This is a genomic window from Seinonella peptonophila (genome assembly GCF_900129355.1).
Taxonomy (GTDB): domain Bacteria; phylum Bacillota; class Bacilli; order Thermoactinomycetales; family Thermoactinomycetaceae; genus Seinonella; species Seinonella peptonophila.
The window spans coordinates 528,382-542,566 of record NZ_FQVL01000001.1 but is presented as its reverse complement, the minus strand read 5'-3'; the positions used below and the strand labels follow the sequence as shown (position 1 = coordinate 542,566).

Annotated in this window: 14 protein-coding genes; 11 read left to right on the top strand and 3 right to left on the bottom strand. The window is 39.7% G+C overall.

What is annotated here, in order from left to right; genetic code table 11:
- Positions 1-5: 5 nt before the first annotated feature.
- From BUB71_RS02630 to recN, 5 genes are all read left to right on the top strand, one after another.
- On the top strand, positions 6-821 hold the full coding sequence (locus tag BUB71_RS02630) for a TlyA family RNA methyltransferase (RefSeq protein WP_073151504.1): 816 nt from the start codon (positions 6-8) through the stop codon (positions 819-821).
- Positions 822-971: 150 nt separating this feature from the next.
- A complete protein-coding gene (locus BUB71_RS02625; RefSeq protein WP_073151503.1) occupies positions 972-1,505 on the top strand; it encodes a hypothetical protein in 534 nt (177 codons plus the stop codon).
- A gap of 24 nt (positions 1,506-1,529) precedes the next feature.
- Positions 1,530-2,405, top strand: coding sequence for an NAD(+)/NADH kinase (locus BUB71_RS02620; RefSeq protein ID WP_245815495.1), 876 nt, complete (start codon positions 1,530-1,532; stop codon positions 2,403-2,405).
- Positions 2,406-2,408: 3 nt separating this feature from the next.
- Positions 2,409-2,858, top strand: coding sequence for a transcriptional regulator AhrC/ArgR (gene ahrC, locus BUB71_RS02615; protein ID WP_073151502.1), 450 nt, complete (start codon positions 2,409-2,411; stop codon positions 2,856-2,858).
- Between the two features lie 14 nt (positions 2,859-2,872).
- Positions 2,873-4,576, top strand: coding sequence for a DNA repair protein RecN (recN, locus tag BUB71_RS02610; protein ID WP_073151501.1), 1,704 nt, complete (start codon positions 2,873-2,875; stop codon positions 4,574-4,576).
- On the opposite strand, the gene BUB71_RS02605 is transcribed toward recN, so the two are convergent.
- A complete protein-coding gene (locus BUB71_RS02605) occupies positions 4,564-5,472 on the bottom strand; it encodes an EamA family transporter (protein ID WP_073151499.1) in 909 nt (302 codons plus the stop codon). The genes recN and BUB71_RS02605 overlap by 13 nt on opposite strands.
- Positions 5,473-5,636: 164 nt before the next feature.
- Here BUB71_RS02605 and spoIVB point away from each other — a divergent pair, with 164 nt between their 5' ends.
- From spoIVB to BUB71_RS02590, 3 genes are all read left to right on the top strand, one after another.
- A complete protein-coding gene (gene spoIVB, locus BUB71_RS02600; protein WP_422785121.1) occupies positions 5,637-7,073 on the top strand; it encodes a SpoIVB peptidase in 1,437 nt (478 codons plus the stop codon).
- A gap of 193 nt (positions 7,074-7,266) precedes the next feature.
- Positions 7,267-8,043, top strand: a complete 777-nt coding sequence (spo0A, locus tag BUB71_RS02595) for a sporulation transcription factor Spo0A (protein ID WP_073151493.1) — start codon at positions 7,267-7,269, stop codon at positions 8,041-8,043.
- 228 nt (positions 8,044-8,271) lie between these two features.
- Complete coding sequence (locus BUB71_RS02590) at positions 8,272-9,849, top strand: type IV secretory system conjugative DNA transfer family protein (protein WP_073151489.1); 1,578 nt, start codon at positions 8,272-8,274, stop codon at positions 9,847-9,849.
- A 72-nt stretch (positions 9,850-9,921) separates the two neighbouring features.
- Here the strand turns inward: BUB71_RS02590 and BUB71_RS02585 are convergent, their stop codons facing one another.
- The gene (locus BUB71_RS02585; RefSeq protein ID WP_073151486.1) at positions 9,922-10,161 is read right to left on the bottom strand and encodes a hypothetical protein; all 240 of its coding nucleotides are present in this window, start codon (positions 10,159-10,161) and stop codon (positions 9,922-9,924) included.
- Positions 10,162-10,232: 71 nt separating this feature from the next.
- Positions 10,233-10,481: a DUF2627 family protein gene (locus BUB71_RS02580; RefSeq protein WP_175552260.1), complete on the bottom strand. Its 249-nt coding sequence runs from the start codon at positions 10,479-10,481 to the stop codon at positions 10,233-10,235.
- Positions 10,482-10,627: 146 nt separating this feature from the next.
- Here BUB71_RS02580 and BUB71_RS02575 point away from each other — a divergent pair, with 146 nt between their 5' ends.
- The 3 genes from BUB71_RS02575 to BUB71_RS02565 are packed head-to-tail and all read left to right on the top strand — an operon-like array spanning position 10,628 to position 14,183.
- Positions 10,628-11,728 (top strand): Leu/Phe/Val dehydrogenase, encoded by a 1,101-nt coding sequence (locus BUB71_RS02575; RefSeq protein WP_073151483.1) that lies wholly within the window; start codon positions 10,628-10,630, stop codon positions 11,726-11,728.
- 36 nt (positions 11,729-11,764) lie between these two features.
- Complete coding sequence (lpdA, locus tag BUB71_RS02570) at positions 11,765-13,177, top strand: dihydrolipoyl dehydrogenase (RefSeq protein ID WP_073151479.1); 1,413 nt, start codon at positions 11,765-11,767, stop codon at positions 13,175-13,177.
- 13 nt (positions 13,178-13,190) lie between these two features.
- Entirely contained in the window at positions 13,191-14,183 is a 993-nt protein-coding gene (locus BUB71_RS02565) for a thiamine pyrophosphate-dependent dehydrogenase E1 component subunit alpha (RefSeq protein WP_073151476.1), read from the top strand.
- Positions 14,184-14,185 lie beyond the last annotated feature (2 nt).

Sequence of the window (14,185 nt, the reverse complement as noted above, 5' to 3'; positions counted from 1 at the left end):
TCATGATGTCTAAAAAGAGGCAACGTCTTGAACAGTTATTAGTTGAACGTGGAATATTTGAAACCCTTGATCAAGCGAATCGTTTAATTAAAGCAGGTCAAGTCTTCGTCAATCAGGAAGTGGCAGATAAACCCGGAATGTCATATCCTCTCGATGTAGATGTTTTGGTCAAAAGACCGGAGCATCCTTATGTAAGTCGGGGCGGGATAAAATTAGAAAAGGCGTTATCCATTTTTGATCTCTCTATTGAAAACCGGATTGTTCTAGATATTGGGGCTTCAACAGGTGGATTTACCGATTGTGCATTGCAACATGGAGCAAACTATGTCTATGCAGTTGATGTAGGCTATGGACAGTTAGCATGGAAGTTACGTCAAGATGAACGGGTTGTCATCTTGGAACGAACTAATTTTCGCTATCTATCCGCTGAGCAGTTGGCAGTAGGACAACCCGATATAGCGACGATTGATGTCTCTTTTATCTCGCTTCGTCAAATTCTGCCCAATCTCTTGCAGTTATTAGCGGAACCAGGAGATATTATTGCTTTAATCAAACCTCAATTTGAAGCAGAAAAGAATCAAGTAGGCAATAAAGGCATTATTAGCGATCCAAAGGTACATTTACAGGTTTTGCAAAGAATTTATCAAGTTGTTATGGATTATGACTTAATTCCATTAGATTTCATTCCTTCTCCTATACTTGGTGGGAAAGGGAATATTGAATTTCTAGGTTATTTCCGAAAAGGTCTGACAAAACACTCACCTTTTCCATTGGCTCAGTTAAGTTCAATTGTTGAACAAGCCCATCAACAAAAAAGTTAATTGAAGAGGTGTCATTAAGACATCTCTTCTTTTTGTTGTCTTGTTCTTTTGCTTGTCGAAGTATTACTGGATGTGCTATTCTAAAAATGACTTTTTCAATATATGAAAATAATTCCAGCTTCGGTTTTGCTGACTTTGGGGTGATCAATTGTGACTCGTCCCGGTGATTCATTTGTATTGTATGGAATATTGATTGTTACTTTATATTTGCTTTTGCGAAACTGGCTACCAACTAAGTTTAGTGAATGGATAAAAGGGCCACAAAAAGACAATGAAGAGCAAATTTCCGGGAAAATTCCTGACTTTCTTCGTTCAAAAGGCTATCAAGTAGTAGAAGAAAAGATCAAGATACCTATTTCGATTGAGGTAGATGGAGAGAAGACATACCCAAGTCGTCTATATGTTGATTTTCTTGCAGAAAAAGATGGCGAGCGCTTTATTGTTATTTTAGAGCGTTTAAAACGACCGCTTAAAATGACTGGGCCTGGATTACGTGATTACTTTTTACCATTATTTCTTATTTACCGTACACAAGGTATGTTATACATAAAAAAAGAGAAAGAAGAGCTTATGCTAATTGAAGTTGACGCTCCTGATTTCAGACAAACTGCTAAAAACTACCGTCCTTGGTATTATCTACTCTTTTTTATCCTTGGGATGATTGTTGATTCCTTGTCCCGATGAGTTCATAGAGGGTGTGCTGCTACTTTGTTAACGATTGGAATGAGAGTAAATCTAGATAAAAAAAAAGCTGAAACAGTTCTTCTACAATTGATTCAATTATTACAGGAAAAAGGTGTCCAGGTTTATATTGAGCCATCAGTTGCAGAAAAAACAGGTCTACATGAATTAGCATTGCCCATAGAGCGATATCCAGAGTTTGTGAAGATCGTTTTTGTGATCGGAGGGGATGGAACACTATTAGGTATTGCAAGACAGATTGCTCCATTTCAAATCCCTATTCTAGGTTTTAATGTTGGGAATTTAGGTTTTTTGTCTGAAGCAGAGCCTCATGATTTATCTGATGCAGTTGATCGTGTTATTTCGCAGGACTACTACATTGAAAAAAGAATGATGCTACAAGCTGAGTTAGTCAGAGATGGTAGAGTGATTGAACAAGGAATTGCTCTAAATGATGTGGGGATTGCAAAAGGATCGTTTAGCCGTATGATCAATTGTACAGTAAGTATGGATGGCAATTGTATTGGTCATTACTCTGGGGATGGTGTGATTTTATCAACCCCAACAGGATCGACAGCTTATTCTTTATCTTGTGGTGGTCCGATTGCTTGGCCAGAACTGAAGACGATTCTCTTTACACCGATTTGCCCACATACACTTACTTCGCGACCGATGGTTTTACCAGCAGCATCGATTCTTGAAGTGCAAGTATCGGCTATTCATCAGGAGATGGGGTTAACAATTGATGGTCAGTTAGGGTATCCATTACAGAGCGAGGATATCATTCGCATTCAAACATCAACCTTTGAAACACATTTAATTAAGTGGCAGGAGAGATCTTTTTTTCAAGTAGTACGTAAAAAGCTATATGGGGAAATCGTTGATGATAAGATGGGTGGATAGGAAATGAAAAAGGCACAGAGACATATCAAAATTCGAGAGATAATCAGTGGTCAAGAAATCGAGACGCAGGATGATTTGGTAGAGGCGCTGCAAAAAGAAGGGTATCCAGCGACACAGGCTACAATCTCACGAGATATCAAAGAATTACACCTTGTCAAAGTGCCTGCAGAGACAGGTGGATATAAATATTCCTTGCCAGCAGACCCACGTTTTAATCCTTTTCAAAAGCTACAGCGGATGTTACAGGAGTCATTTATCGGGATTGAACAAAGCGAAAATCTAATCGTAATTAAAACACTACCAGGAAATGCTCATGCAGTAGCCTCTCTCTTAGACCGATTAGACTGGTCAGAAATTATTGGTACAATTGCTGGTGATGATACCATTTTGATTGTTTGCCGAGAACGTAGTATGGTTTCAGAAACAGTACAACGATTTATCGATATGCTTTAGGAGTACGATAACCCATGCTCACAGAATTAGCGATTCAGCAGTTTGCCATTATCGAGAAACTACATATTGAATTTTCGACTGGTTTTCATGTTTTGACAGGTGAAACGGGAGCAGGAAAATCGATTTTGATCGATGCATTAGCTTTGGTGATGGGTGGAAGGGCTTCAACTGACTATATTAGACATGGAGCCAGTAAAGCGATCATTGAAGCAGTTTTTGAGTTGCCTACCCATCATGTAGTGTGGTCTCGGATGAAAGAATGGGGCTGGGAAGAAGAAGAGGACTTACTCATTATACGGAGAGAAATTACGGTTCAAGGTAAAAGTATTTGTCGTGTAAATGGTAAAACGGTTACTGTGACAATGCTTCGGGAAATCGGATCACGATTACTCGATATATGTGGCCAGCATGAACACCAGTCACTGTTACATATGGACGAACAACTTGAGTTAGTGGATCAATTTGCGGGTCAGTCTATCCTTGAAATTCGTGAGCAATATCAGGAGTGCTTTCATCAATATCGCCAAGTTTGTCAAGAGCTTGAACAGCTGATGTTTGATAACGAAGAATTGGCGCGTCGATTAGATCTTTACCAATATCAGATTCAGGAAATTGATCAAGCACAGCTAATGGATCAAGACTGGGAACAGTTGGAACGAGAGCAATCCCGTTTGGCTCATATGGAAAAGTTGATGTCAAGCGCATCTTTGGCATATGAACGTTTAATGGGAGAAGGACAAGGTCTAGACCAATTGCGTCAAGCACTGGTGCAGCTAGATGAGATGGCAACGGTTGATGATTCAGTCGGGTCATTGTATGATATGATCTCATCTTCATTTTATCAACTTGAAGAAGTTGCACGTATGGTAGGCGATTATCGAGAGCAACTAGAATTTGATCCTGAACGTTATCATCATATTGAAGAAAGATTGCACTATTTACATCAGTTAAGAAGAAAATACGGACAAGAAATTGAAGAAATCATTGATTATCGAAATAAAATTGCGGCTGACTTGGAAAAGTTGGAACATCGTGATGATCGAGTAGAGGAATTAAAGCGAAAACAAGTCGAATGTGAAGAAGCGTTAGCAGACTTCGCAGGTCGGTTAACTGCCCTTAGAAAAAAAGCAGCTTCAGAGTTAGAGAGTCGCATTGAAAATGAGTTGACTGCTCTTCAGATGAGTTCTACCGTATTTCATATTGCCTTCCTGCCTCAAACCATGCGTAAAGATCGATTTAAGGAATCAGGACAAGATGAAGTGGTCTTTCAGATTTCGCCAAATCCTGGAGAACCACTTCGTTCACTGGCAAAGATCGCTTCTGGTGGGGAATTATCTAGAATTATGTTAGCTTTAAAATCAGTCTTCTCAAATAGAGGAAACCTAGAAATATTGGTATTTGATGAGATCGATACAGGGGTGAGCGGTCGTGCGGCTCAAGCGATTGCTGAGCGAATGGCTAGGCTTGCTCATGATTATCAAATCTTTGCGGTTACACATCTGCCACAAGTCGCCTGCATGGCAGACCATCATTATCGCATTTTTAAGGAAACAGATGGAACACTTACCCGAACATTTGTCCAGCCCGTAATACGAGTCGAACGAATTCGGGAGCTTGCTCGAATGCTTGGCGGAGCTGAAGTAACTTCAACAACCATGAAACATGCAGAAGAGATGCTTGCATTAGCAAACAGAGTAAAGGATCGTTACACTTCGTAACGATCCTTTTTATTATGCAGAAGTTCTGGAATCGCTATTCCCAGCAAAATTAAAATGACGCCAAACCACTGTAATTGGTTTACTTGTTCATGAAGAACCAAAGTTGACATGACCATCGCAGAAGGTAATTCAGCAGCCCCTAGGATAGAGGTGAGTCCGGGACTAATCAATGGTGCTCCTTTTGCAATCAAAATGGTAGAAAGAACAGGGCCAAACACAGCTAAAGGAAGGGCATAGATCCATATTTGATAATGAATTGTTCCATGAATTAAATATGTAGGTGGATAGATAAGTAATATAAGGAATAGACCACCAGTAGTCATCCAAGCACTTCGTCTGATCGGATTCATCTCAACAGCCGCTTTCCCACTTAAAATTAGAAATCCAGCATATGAGATGGCTGCAAGTAACCCAAAACTGATCCCTATCCAATTCCATTGGTTTTTTTCACCTGTTAATACATCTGTTGCAAGCAAAGTTCCTGAAAGTAAAATGATGAGCGAGATTAATTTTGCTTTATTAGGCCAGCGTCTCCTGGATATTGCCTCATAAAGAAGCCCCATCCAACTAAATTGAAAAAGTAGCAAAATGGCAAATGAGGCATTTACGTACTGTAATGAGGAATAATAAAAAAGGCCAGTTAGTCCTGTCAAGGAACCTGTTAGTAGAAGTAATAAAAGTTGTTTTCTAGTAAATGGAGATGCTTTTTTTATGCTTGATCTATTTAATGAATAGCCTAAATTGATGAGCCATAATAGTAAGGTGGCTACAATCATCTGTGTTCCGACAACGATATCTACAGTAAAACCAGCTTGATATGCTAATTTTACAAAAGTGGATAACACACCGTAACTAACCGCTCCTAGAAAAACAAAGAAGCCACCTCTCCACTGCAATCTTTGTCACTCCTTTACTATGAATGTGAATCGCCTTGACTTACAATAGCGAATCAAAAATAGCTTGTCAAAAAGTAAAGCATAAAGAAACCGCTAATGTTTCCGACCTTTCTTCGCATAAAAAAGGAATCTTTTATGTAACATAATCAATCCAACTCAAGGTTATGTTAATGGGTACAGATGGCGAAAGTATAGACGGGAAGTGTGTGGGAGAGTGGTGCAGATTGAATCATATGTGCAAAAAGAGAGTTGGATTTCTCCTTGTGCTTCTCATTGGTTTGCTCAGTTTGACATCTCCCTTCAAACAATGGCTATCACTGCCATCGGAGATGCGCTTGATGCAGAAAGCTTCAATACATTTACCATTTTTAGCAGAGCCAGCTGTTGCTAACCCTCAGATTGTTGATTTGGGGATGATTCCACATCGCATGAAAAATTCTTCCATGCAGCGTGGAATGGTGATTGCACCTCGCTCGATTGGGAATACAAGACTAATTTTTAAGCTGTTTGGGCTTGTACCAATTAAACAATGTAGTATTAGTGTAATGCCTGATATTCATGTGATTCCAGGAGGGCAATCAATTGGTGTCAAGTTAAAGTCAGCAGGTGTTCTTGTTGTGGGAAAATATCCACTACCCCAGTTGGAAAATGATCAAGTTCGCGTTGGTGACTATATTATTCGCATGAATGGGAAAGAAATTCGTCACTTACAACAACTTGGACAATTGATTGAAGAAGCAGGTAAAAAAGGTAATCCTATTCAAATTGAGGGTTTACGTGAAGGGAAACCATATCATTGTTCTTTTCATCCTTATTTTGATCAACAAGAGAAAATTTACCGAATTGGTCTTTATGTACGTGACTCAGCTGCTGGAGTTGGGACATTAACTTTCTTTGATCCACATCGTAAGAAATATGGTGCCCTTGGTCATATGATTACAGATGTAGATACTGGTCAGTCATTACGAGTAGGAGAAGGTCGAGTAGTTCGGTCAAATGTTACTTCAATTCGTAAGGGTGCATCAGGAGAACCAGGAGAAAAGCGTGCTATCTTTTTTGATGAGGAACATGTTTTAGGTAATATTACTAGAAACACACCGTTTGGTGTCTTTGGGAATATGGAAAAAATGCCCACTAAAAAAGGCTACAACCATCCACTTCCCATCGCTTTAGCTGAGCAAGTTAAAGAAGGTTCAGCCAAAATTTTAACAGTAGTTGAAGGGCAGCGAGTTGAAGAATACAAGATTCAGATTATGCATGTAATGAAACAAAAGTTTCCTGCCACTAAAGGAATGATTATTAAAGTAACAGATCCTCGTTTAATCCGTAAAACGGGTGGTATTGTTCAAGGAATGAGTGGGAGTCCTATTATCCAAAATGGGAAGCTGGTCGGTGCAGTAACACATGTATTGGTTAATGATCCGACTTCGGGTTATGGTACATTTATTGAGTGGATGTTACAGGATGCAGGAATCATCAAGAAAACCATTGGTTCTTTTGGAGAACCATTGGTTTTTTCTTTGCTATTACATTTGAAAATTGCTCAAAAATCAGCAGGAAAATATAAAAGCTGTGTAGAATGGAATGAAAACAGATTCTAGGGAAATAAATATTTCCAATTTTTCGTCTTATGTCAATTGGTGAGTGATATAGTAACATTTTCCTGTTTCAAGGGGGATGAGGAGGTGAATTAAGGTAATTTTTAGAAATATTACCCCTTTCAGGAGGAAGGTTTTACAAACATGTCGAAACAGAAAATAGGAATGATGAATGGTCGGAATAGGAGGGTTAATCTTGAAAAAGAATCGAGTGATTTTGGCTGATGATAATCGTGAGTTCGCAGAGCTATTGAAAGAACATCTCTCTAGTCAAGAAGATATGGAAGTGATCGGAGTTGCATATAACGGTGGTGAAGTAATTGAGCTATTAAAACAAGAAGTTCCTGATGTTTTGGTCTTAGATATTATTATGCCACATTTGGATGGGCTGGGAGTCCTTGAACAAATTCAAGAGTTGCAGATTCAGCCATTGCCCAAGATCATTATGCTTACGGCGTTTGGCCAAGAAAGTATCACCCAGCGTGCGGTTGAACTAGGTGCTTCATATTACATTCTAAAGCCATTTGATATGGAGGTATTGACCCATCGAATTCGTCAAATGATGGGGGGAGGAGTTTCTAAAACAAAATCAAATATTACTACACCTCTGCATAGAAATCATAATCTGGATGCCAATATTACCAATGTTATTCATGAAATTGGTGTCCCCGCCCATATTAAAGGTTATCTCTACTTGCGTGAAGCGATTACAATGGTTTATAAGGAAGTCGATTTATTAGGTGCAATCACAAAGACTCTTTATCCTCGAATTGCTGAGAAATTTAATACTACACCAAGCCGCGTTGAACGGGCGATTCGTCATGCTATTGAAGTGGCTTGGAGTCGAGGGAATATGGATTCGATTCGGAATCTATTTGGATACACGATTAATGTTACAAAAGCGAAACCAACCAATAGTGAGTTTATCGCTATGGTGGCTGATAAACTACGAATTGAACATAAAGTTGGTTAATTCAAGAAGATCTCTTTCTATAAATTATAGATGGAGATCTTTTTTTTGTGTAGAATCGTTCTTTGATCGTTAAAAGAAATAAACAATGAAATTAGTCGATTTCCATTATATCGAATGGATTGATTTGCCTAGTGCATCAATATAAAATGATAAATAAGAATCTAGAGTATGAAATAACACAATCATCAATATTACTCAGATACAGCTTGGTTATAGGGGGGAAGTTTTATGAGTTCTCCAGGAAAAGGAGATGGCGAGGTTATTCGATTTATTGTAACGATACCCGCCAAATTAAATCAATCACTTGCTAAAATATTACTGGATATGTTTCCAAACTATTTTAGTTATATCATTCATTTTTTAATAAATGCTGTTCTCTTATTTCTTATTGGCTACTATTTCGAATTAGCACCAATGACTTTAGTAGGACTTTGCTTAATTGGTTCGATTATTTTAACCGGATCAGGATATATTTTGCATTATCGTCAAGATAAGGGGACATTTGGGAAATCGCGTTTTTCACAGTTGAATGAGATGAAGAAATCTGGTTTGGTTGGTAATAAAGGGATTGTCCTAGGAAAAATGAAGAATAATCTGATTGAAAAACCTCCAACGATTGATGGTCATATCCTGATCGTCGGGGGATCTGGTATGGGTAAATCTAAAAGTGTGGCAATTCCAACCCTGATGCGTTGGGAAGGGGCAGTCATCTGTGTCGATATTAAAGGTGAGCTTTCAGAAAAGACTGCACATCTACGTCCCGGTAAAAGCTATACTTTTAATCCCACTCTTGATAATTGTGCACAATATAACCCCATTCAATTTATTAAAGATAGTCAAGGTGCCCAAGAAATGGCTCGGGTCTTAATGCCTGAACCAAAAAGTGCTGGTGATCCTTTCTGGAATCGAACTGCACAAGGTATTTTTAGTGCGGCCTTGCTTGAGGCGTACTATCGAGGACAAACACTTCGAGAAGTTGCTCAACGTTTAATGACAACGCCAGATGCTGAGCTGATTAAAGAGCTAACAGAAAGTTTTTATCCAAATGTAAATGTTTTAGCTGGTGTAGGGAATTTGCCTGAGAAAACATTAGGAGGAGTACTCGGGGAACTTCGTTCACATTTGGTCATGTTGGCTACTGATCCAGGTATTGAACGTAGTACCTCAAGATGCGATTGGACACCAGAGACTTTAGAAGAAGGTGCGACAATCTATTTGAGTGTGCCAGAACATTTGTTAAACCAGTATAAACAAATCTGGACGATTATCTTTAGCCAAGTAATCAATCATTTATCTCAACGTGAAGAAGGTCAGTACCCTCCCGTTCTTGTTTTGATGGATGAGTTCGCTCAATTAGGTCAAATCCCACAATTTAATAACTCGCTTGCAACGTTGCGAAGCCGGAATGTCCATATGATGATCTTTATTCAATCTATGTCTCAGCTAGATGCAATTTATGAGCAAAATGGACGGAAGATTATTAATGATAACTGTCGATATAAACTAATTTTAGGCGCGACTGATGTAGACACGCAGAAGTACTTTAGTGAGTTGTCCGGTAACCAAACGGTTTATAGCGTTTCGGATGGACACAAACGTGATCTTGCTTCGAAACGCTATTCCGAGACAGGTGTTCCTTTGCTTCGTCCTGAGGAGTTTGCTAAGTTAAAAAGTCCGATTCTATTTAGCTTCCGCAATTTCCCTGCTGAAGTGGATCAAGTTTGGTTTGATACAGACCCAGTTTTGTTGGATCTGATGAAAAAAGAAGGTAATCATCAGGGAAAGAACGCTGAATTTTTGATTTGACTAGGATTAGAAAAAAAGAAAAAGGGAAGAAGTTGATATCAAATAAACTTTGATCAACTTCTTTTTTATGTGTTATTTGGAGTGCAGATATTTATCTTTTTTGTGTAGAAGAATTTTTTGTTGTTTTCTCGCTGATGAAATGGATTGATAAACTTGAATGGCTTCATCATAAAGTCCAGCAGACATAAGCCGGTTATATTCCTTGACTAAAGGTGCGATGATCAACTGATTGAATCGATTTGCCTGTAGCGCATAGTGAGGTTTCGGTGGTTGATGTTTCTGTTTTTCACGGATTCGCCGCTTTTTCGTCATCTACCATCATTCCCCTCTAAGGGATCATCACACTCTATCTTATGTGGAGTTAGGCTCAAGAATGAGTGGACTTATTTATTTTTTAGTAGCCGAGGATCGATTTTATTTCTTTTTTTGTCACGATAGAAAATAAAGCCTCCAATCACATATAAAGCGAATAATAAACATAAGCTACCGCCGCCAATTTTTAACCAACTAACGGGTTGACCAGCAAAAAGGTCGAAGACGGCGTCACGAAGTATTTTCCAACCATAAATCCCTATTACAGCAGGAAGGCATAGCAGAAGAATAGCAAAGATTCGTTGGTAGATTGGTTTCACAAGGCTACCCCTTTCAATAACTTCTCTTTTATCCTACACAAGTTATGGGAAATGTTCCAGTCATGAGCGAAAAGGGATTGTTTCCATCCACTGTTGGTGATAGGGTAAGGTTAAAAGTGGGTTTTTAAGGAATTAGGAGGAGTTAGATGTCTATTTTTGATTATTTAGAGAGATATAATTATGAACAAGTTGTATTTTGTCAAGATCGAGATGCAGGATTGCGAGCAGTTATTGCTATTCATGATACTACATTAGGTCCCGCTTTAGGTGGTACACGGATGTGGACTTATGCAACTGAAGAAGATGCGATTGAGGATGCATTGCGGCTTGCTCGTGGTATGACATATAAAGCTGCTATCGCTGGTTTACAGGTAGGAGGCGGAAAAGGAGTTATCATTGGAGATCCCAAAAAGGACAAAAGTGAAGCTCTATTTCGGGCATATGGGCGGTATATTCAAAGTCTAAATGGACGATATATAACCGCAGAAGATGTAGGAACAACAGAAGAAGACATGGACCATATTCTAATGGAAACACGTTATGTTACAGGCGTTTCTCCAGTATTTGGTTCAGGAGGAACTCCTTCTCCAATGACAGGATATGGCGTATATAAAGGGATGAAAGCTGCTGCCAAGTTTGCTTTTGGTGATGATTCTTTAAGGGATCGAGTGATTGCAGTTCAAGGTGCTGGAAGTGTCGCCTATGCTCTTTGTCAATATTTACATCAAGAAGGAGCGCATATCATTGTAACTGACATCTATCAACCCCATGTTGATCGTATGATTGAAAATTGGGGAGTAGAAGCTGTACCCCCCGATCATATTTATGATGTTGATTGTGATATATTTTCCCCAAATGCACTGGGAGCTGTGGTCAATGACCAAACGATTGATCGATTGAAATGTAAAGTGATTGCAGGTGCAGCCAACAATCAATTACAAGATGAGATACATGGCGAAATATTGATGAAAAAGGGAATATTTTATGCACCTGATTATGTGATTAATGCTGGTGGCTTGATACATGTAGCTGATGAGTTGTATGGGTATAATCGAACTCGAGTCATGCAGAAAATTGAACGAATTTATGATAATATCAGTAGGGTATTTCAAATTGCTGAGCAGGAACAAATTCCAAGTTCGATTGCTGCTGATCGTTTAGCTGAACAACGGATTCAAGCTTTAGGACGCGTGAAAAGTACATATCTCCAGCAGGAACGGAGTGTCCTATCCTTTGATCGACGGTGATCAATCTAAAGTAGAAAGTTGCGGTGGAGTAGGAGAATGGCCGAACATTATGATCTTGTTGTGCTAGGTGCAGGGCCTGGTGGCTATGTAGCTGCTATTCATGCTGCACAACAAGGAATGAAAGTTGCTGTTGTTGAAAAAGAAAAATTGGGTGGAGTTTGCTTGCATAAAGGTTGTATTCCGACAAAGACACTTTTAAAGAGCGCTTCACTCTATGCTCAGATGAAGTCGAGTCACGAATATGGGGTTTATGCTGAACAGTTAATTCTTGATTGGGAAAAAATTCAGCAGCGGAAGGTGACGGTTGTCGAGCGATTGCAGCAGGGCATTGAACAGTTGTTTTCGCATCACCAAATTGATTGCTTTCAGGGGACCGGTAGGATTTTAGGTCCTTCTATTTTTTCACCTCTCTCAGGAACGATTTCAGTCACTTCTGAGGAAAGAGAACCGGTTATTCTTATTCCTCAACAAGTGATCATAGCAACTGGTTCAAGACCGCGTGAATGGGATGAGTTACCATTTGATGGTGATATGATACTTTCCTCTGATCAAATTCTTGAATTAACTGAGCTTCCTCGCTCAATCTTAATTGTTGGCGGGGGCGTAATTGGTGTTGAATGGGCCTCGCTTCTTCAGGATTTTGGTGTTCAGGTAACGATTGTTGAAACAATGGAGCGAATTTTGCCCCAAGAAGATCGACTGATCAGTCGTGAAATGGAACGTATTCTCCGACAGCGTGGAGTGCAAATTTATACGAATGCTAAGATTTTGGCAGATCGAATTGAACGTGAAGCGAATCGTATTTATGTTCCAATCTCAACAGGTAACCAAGAATATGTAGTTGAGGTTGAAAGAGTATTAATCTCGATTGGACGTCAGGCAAATGTAGAAGGAATTGGATTGAAAAATACAGCCATCCAATACAGTCAAGGATATATTGAAGTAAATGACTTTATGCAGACTAAAGAAAAACATATTTATGCGATTGGTGATGTCATTGGCGGCTATCAGTTAGCACATGTTGCTTCAAGAGAAGGCGTGATCGCAGTAGAACATATGGCAGGGAAAGTTGTTTCTCCACTTGCTACAGAATTGATCCCACGGTGCACATATAGTCGACCTGAAGTAGCAAGTATCGGTCTTACAGAAGATGATGCAATGGAGCAAGGGTATCAAATTCAACATGCGATTGTTCCGATGAAACAGATTGCCAAAGCGGTTGTTTCAGGTGAAACAGATGGATGGGTCAAATTAGTTGTAAACAGAGAAAATGAGGATATTTTGGGCATCCACATGATAGGTTCACAAGTAACCGAGCTGATCGCAACTGCTGGTTTAGCTCAGGTTTTTGATGCAGCTAGTTGGGAAATGGGTCAAGCTATCTATGCGCACCCGACTCTAGCAGAGGTGTTTCAGGAAGTGAGCGGAGCGATTAACTACAAAGGTTAGGAAGGAGAGACAGATGCATATATCGCTTGGTTTAACGGATGAACAAGTATTGGAAATGTATCGTTACATGTTGATGACTCGAAAATTAGATGATCGTATGTGGCTTCTCAATCGTGCAGGTAGCATCCCGTTCGCAATCTCTTGCCAAGGTCATGAAGCAATTCATATGGGCGTTGCATATACACTTAATCACGAGAAAGACTGGGTATGTCCATATTATCGCGATCTAGGTTTAATGTTAGCTCTTGGACAAACTTGTCGTGATCAACTCTTGTTTGCATTTGCGCGTAAAGAGGACCCAAATAGTGGTGGTCGTCAGATGCCAGGACACTTCGGTGACCGTCGTTTTCGAATATTAAGTGGCTCTTCCCCTGTCGGAACCCAAGTGCTTCATGCAGTAGGTATTGCCTATGGAGGTCGCCTGACAGGTAGTGATCACGTCGTTTTTACTTCTTGTGGAGAAGGTTCCGCTAATCAAGGAGACTTTCATGAAGCATGTAATTTTGCTGGTGTTCATCGGTTGCCTGTTATCTTTATGGTAGAAAATAACAAATATGCAATTTCTGTCCCGCTTAGAAAACAAGTGGCCGGAGAGAGTATTGCAGCAAGAGCGAACGGATATGGTTTTCCAGGAGTGACTGTGGATGGCACAGATGTATTTGCAGTCTATCAGGCGATGAAGGAAGCTGTAGATCGGGCTCGACGCGGAGAAGGGCCGACATTGATTGAAGCAGTGACTTATCGATTACAGCCTCATTCGAGTGATGACGATGATTCAAGTTACCGTAGTCGGGACGAAGTCGACCTAGCTAAAAAGCGTGACCCTATTCAGTTGTTTCGCAATTACTTAGTAGAGCAAGGGCTTCTATCCGATGACTATGAACATCGCGTTATAGCCCGAATTACAAAAGAGATTAATGAAGCGACAGAATATGCAGAGCAGGCACCTGATCCCGATCCTTCCGATCTGTATCGATATATCTATGCAACAGATGAGGGGAGATAGAG

What these genes read in the sequence shown, in the direction of transcription:
- BUB71_RS02590 (WP_073151489.1), top strand. Translation starts at nt 8,272, where the DNA reads ATGAGTTCTCCAGGAAAAGGAGATGGCGAGGTTATTCGATTTATTGTA.
- spoIVB (WP_422785121.1), top strand. Translation starts at nt 5,637, where the DNA reads ATGTTAATGGGTACAGATGGCGAAAGTATAGACGGGAAGTGTGTGGGA.
- recN (WP_073151501.1), top strand. Translation starts at nt 2,873, where the DNA reads ATGCTCACAGAATTAGCGATTCAGCAGTTTGCCATTATCGAGAAACTA.
- BUB71_RS02575 (WP_073151483.1), top strand. Translation starts at nt 10,628, where the DNA reads ATGTCTATTTTTGATTATTTAGAGAGATATAATTATGAACAAGTTGTA.
- ahrC (WP_073151502.1), top strand. Translation starts at nt 2,409, where the DNA reads ATGAAAAAGGCACAGAGACATATCAAAATTCGAGAGATAATCAGTGGT.
- BUB71_RS02585 (WP_073151486.1), bottom strand. Translation starts at nt 10,161, where the DNA reads ATGACGAAAAAGCGGCGAATCCGTGAAAAACAGAAACATCAACCACCG.
- BUB71_RS02565 (WP_073151476.1), top strand. Translation starts at nt 13,191, where the DNA reads ATGCATATATCGCTTGGTTTAACGGATGAACAAGTATTGGAAATGTAT.
- BUB71_RS02630 (WP_073151504.1), top strand. Translation starts at nt 6, where the DNA reads ATGTCTAAAAAGAGGCAACGTCTTGAACAGTTATTAGTTGAACGTGGA.
- lpdA (WP_073151479.1), top strand. Translation starts at nt 11,765, where the DNA reads ATGGCCGAACATTATGATCTTGTTGTGCTAGGTGCAGGGCCTGGTGGC.